Origin of the sequence: Pseudomonas machongensis, from assembly GCF_034961125.1 — a bacterium.
GTDB lineage: Bacteria > Pseudomonadota > Gammaproteobacteria > Pseudomonadales > Pseudomonadaceae > Aquipseudomonas > Aquipseudomonas machongensis.
Genome location: NZ_JAYFUI010000160.1, coordinates 1 through 3,738 on the forward strand (window position 1 = coordinate 1; position 3,738 = coordinate 3,738).

The window sequence follows — 3,738 nt, forward strand, 5'->3', positions numbered from 1 at the left end:
CGCGCATCACATCCAGCACTGCCATGCCGATGCGGCAGCTCACCGGGCTGCCCCCGGCCGAGGAGAAGAAATAACCCTCGGCCTCGAGCGCTTCGGCAATGTCGCGCCGGGTGATCACCGCCCCCAGCGGCTGACCATTGCCCATGCCCTTGGCCATGGTGATGATGTCCGGCACCACGCCCTGCTCCTCGAAGCCCCAGAAGTACTCGCCCAGGCGGCCGTAGCCAACCTGCACTTCATCGGCGATGCACACGCCGCCGCGCGCCCGCACCTTTGCATAGGCCTCGCGCAGGTAGCCCAGGGGCAGCGAGATACCGCCGGCATTGCCGTACACAGGCTCGCAGATCATCCCTGCAAGCTGGCGGCCACGGGCATCCAGGTCGGCGAGCTTGGCGTCGACATCGCGCAGGTAATCACTGGCACTGTCAGCGCCGCGGTAACGGCCGCGGAACGTATTGGGCGCCTCTACCGGATGCACCCAGTCCGGTCGGGTTTCCAGAGCCTGGGGATTGTCGGCGATCGAGGTGGAGATAGCATCGGTGGCCACCGACCAGCCGTGATAGGCCTCCAGCACGCTGAGCAGGTCACGCCCGCCGCTGTAGGCCCAGGCCAGACGGATCGCCAGATCGTTGGCCTCGGTACCGCTGTTGACAAGAAACACCCGGTCGAAGCCTTCCGGCGCTAATTCGAGCAGACGTTCGGAGAACTCGGCGATGGCCGCGTAGTGGAAGCGCGAGTTGGTATTGACCAGCGACCACTGCCGCGCCGATTCGGCGACCATGCGCGGATGCCCATGCCCGAGCACCGCCACGTTGTTGAGCATGTCCAGGTAGGAACGCCCCTGCATGTCGATCAGGTAGTTGCGCCAGCCGCGCTCGATATGCGGCGGCTGGGCGTAGTAGTGCTTCTGCGAGCGGGCGAAGCTGGCATCGCGCCGCGCCAGCAGGGCCTGGGCATCGACCAGCGGCTCGGCATCGCAGTCGAAGCCCAGCAGTGCCGCCGGCGACGGGCAAAGCGCCAGCCAGGCCTGTGCCTGGGACGGTTTGGCAAAGAACGGCGGCGCAATGTTCGGATCCAGGCACAGCTGTACGCTCAGGAAGCCACAGGTCGAACCGAGCATCTGGCCCTTGCGCACCGATTCGCCATCCTCCGGCGCCTGCTCCAGGCCGCTCAGCCACAGCCCCCAACCGGCGGAGCTCAGGCACCCGCGGCCATCCCCCGTGCTCAGCCAGATACCGGTTTGCGGCGCGTGCAACACCGTGCCGCCCGGCAGGTTCAGTTCCACGCCCAAGGCACAGGTGGCAGGCTCGTCAGGGCGGTCAAAATGGGTTTGCGACAGACGGTACTGCCCATGCAGCGTGGTGGCGGGAGCCGGGGTGGCAAGCAACAGGTGCTGGTCGAATCCAGGCTGCTGCCAGTTTCCAGCCTCGCAGTGCGGGCTCAGCACCCCCAGATCGAGCCGACGCACGGTCTGGCCGGCCAGGCTCGGCAGCAGTGCTGCACAGTCGCCGAGGTCCAGGGTGTCCGGGGCAAGGCCCGCGGCCTGCAGGATCGCCGCTTCCATCAGGGCGGCAGGCACCGCAGTGGCGGTATCGAAGATTTCCCACTCATGGGCGATGTTGTCGCGGGTGTACTGGTTGTCCGGATCGACGGTGAGTTGCTGCTCGCTGCTGAGCACCAGCACCGCGGAACGGTTGAGCACCAGCGGCCACAAGGCGCGCAATTCGGCTTCGCTCAGCGGATTGACCGCCTGGTAGGCCGCAACCACCGGCAAGATCCGTAGCGGATCGCCTTCGGCATGATGCAGCAAGGCCGCGCAGGTGACCGAGAGGTCGGCGATACGCCAGGTGTGTGACAGGTCGCCGAAGTCGATAACGCCTTGCGCCTGCCACTGACGATGCTCGTCAAGCGCCCAGACCACGTTGTCATCGGTGATGTCCAGATGCACCGCCTGCGTCGGAAGCTGTCCGACCAGCGGCTGCAGACGCGCCCGCGCCTGACTGGCCACACCCTCGACGCGCTCGCGCCGGGCCTCATCCTTGATGACCGGCAGCAGGTGCTCGATCAACTCCTCGGCATGGCGTGGGTCCCACTGCAGCGTGCGCTCCAGCCCCGGGTGCTCGAAACCGGCCAGGGCCTTGCCAAGTTGCGCACACAGCGCCCCCAGCTCGGCCATCAGCCTATCCGGCATGTGCTTGAGGCGGGTCAGCGGCTGGCCTTCAATGTACTCGAGCAACCGGCCACGCAGGGCCTGCCCGCCGATTTCCAGCGCCAGCAGCCCCTCACCATTGAGCGCCGGGCGCACCGCAGGCACCGGTAAACCCTGCCCGCGCAGGTAGGCCAGTGCAGCATGCTGCGCTTCGAGCTCAACCTGGGCATAGCTGCCATGGCACAGCTTGAAGACGAAGCGCCCCTGCTCGCTGTCCAGCCGGAAGTTCACGTCCTGCTGGCTACCGAGGGGCACCAGCGCGCCGTGCAGGCCGTAATAGGCCTGCAGGGCATGGCTGGCCTGCACCTCGGAAACCTCGGGACGTGGAAGGCTGGAGCGGTGGATCAGGGTGTGCAACGGCATGGTGCGAACCTCGGCCTCTTTTTTGCTTATATCGCCATTACCACTGCCCGGAAGCAAGGGGGTGAAGCGCAGACTGTCGTTGCCAATCTGCAACGATCATTGCCAAAGCCGCGCCCCAGAAGGCCTGGCCTCGCCCGCTGTCCACCAGGAGCTCGATGTCGATGCACGCTGCACCACTGTTGTTGTCGCCTCTCCCGCACCGGCTCCTTGACGCGGTGGCATCGTCGCGCCAACTGCCTGCGTCAGAAGTCCGTCACCCAGACACAGGGGCAGGGTCATGAAGAAAGTCGCCATCCTGCAATCGAACTACATCCCCTGGAAGGGCTACTTCGACCTGATCGCCGCCGTGGACGAGTTCATCCTCTACGACGACATGCAGTACACCAAGAACGACTGGCGCAACCGCAACCAGATCAAGACGCCCAAAGGCGTGGAATGGCTGACCGTCCCTGTCGGCCAGGGCATCGACCGGCGCATCCGCGACGTCGAGCTGCACGACCAGCGCTGGCAGGTCAAACACTGGAAGACCTTGGAAGCCAACTACGCCAAGGCCCCGCATTTCAAGGCTATCGCCGAATGGCTCAAGCCGCTGTACATGGAACAGGCCCACCGCCATCTCAGCCCCCTGAACCACAGGCTGTTGCAGGCCATCTGTGGGTATCTGGGCATCGGCACACGCATCAGCCACTCCTGGGACTATCGCCTGGGTGAAGGCAAGAGCGAACGCCTGGTCGACTTGTGCCTGCAAGCCGGTGCCAGCGAATACCTTTCCGGCCCCGCCGCGCGCGACTACCTGGATGAAAGCCTGTTCGCCGCACAGGGTATCACCGTCAGTTGGTTCGACTACAGCGGCTACCCCCAATACCCGCAGCAGTGGGGTGATTTCACCCATGGCGTGACCATCCTCGACCTGCTGTTCAACTGTGGCCCGGACGCACCGCGCTTCATGAAGCATGTGCGACCACCGGCTCCTGAATCCACCGCGCCGACGGGCGCAGCACCCGACATGCGAGTCTCCCCATGAGCAATGCACTAGACAGCTACATCGGCGCCTACAGTGATCGTTTCGGCTTCGCCTTCGACAACGACATCATGCTCAACTGGTATCCCCAGCGGATCATGAAGCTATGCCAGGAACATCACTCGATTCTGGAGCTGGGCGTCGG

Annotated in this window: 2 protein-coding genes; one reads left to right on the forward strand and one right to left on the reverse strand. The window is 65.0% G+C overall.

All coding sequences use genetic code 11. The features are described from left to right. Positions 1 to 2,572, reverse strand: a 2,572-nt coding sequence (locus VA602_RS15190; RefSeq protein WP_323453631.1) for an aminotransferase, incomplete at its 3' end; no start/stop codon positions are given. 277 nt (positions 2,573 to 2,849) lie between these two features. Between VA602_RS15190 and VA602_RS15195 the strand changes: the two genes are divergently transcribed. Next, positions 2,850 to 3,596, forward strand: coding sequence for a WbqC family protein (locus tag VA602_RS15195; protein WP_323453632.1), 747 nt, complete (start codon positions 2,850 to 2,852; stop codon positions 3,594 to 3,596). Positions 3,597 to 3,738 lie beyond the last annotated feature (142 nt).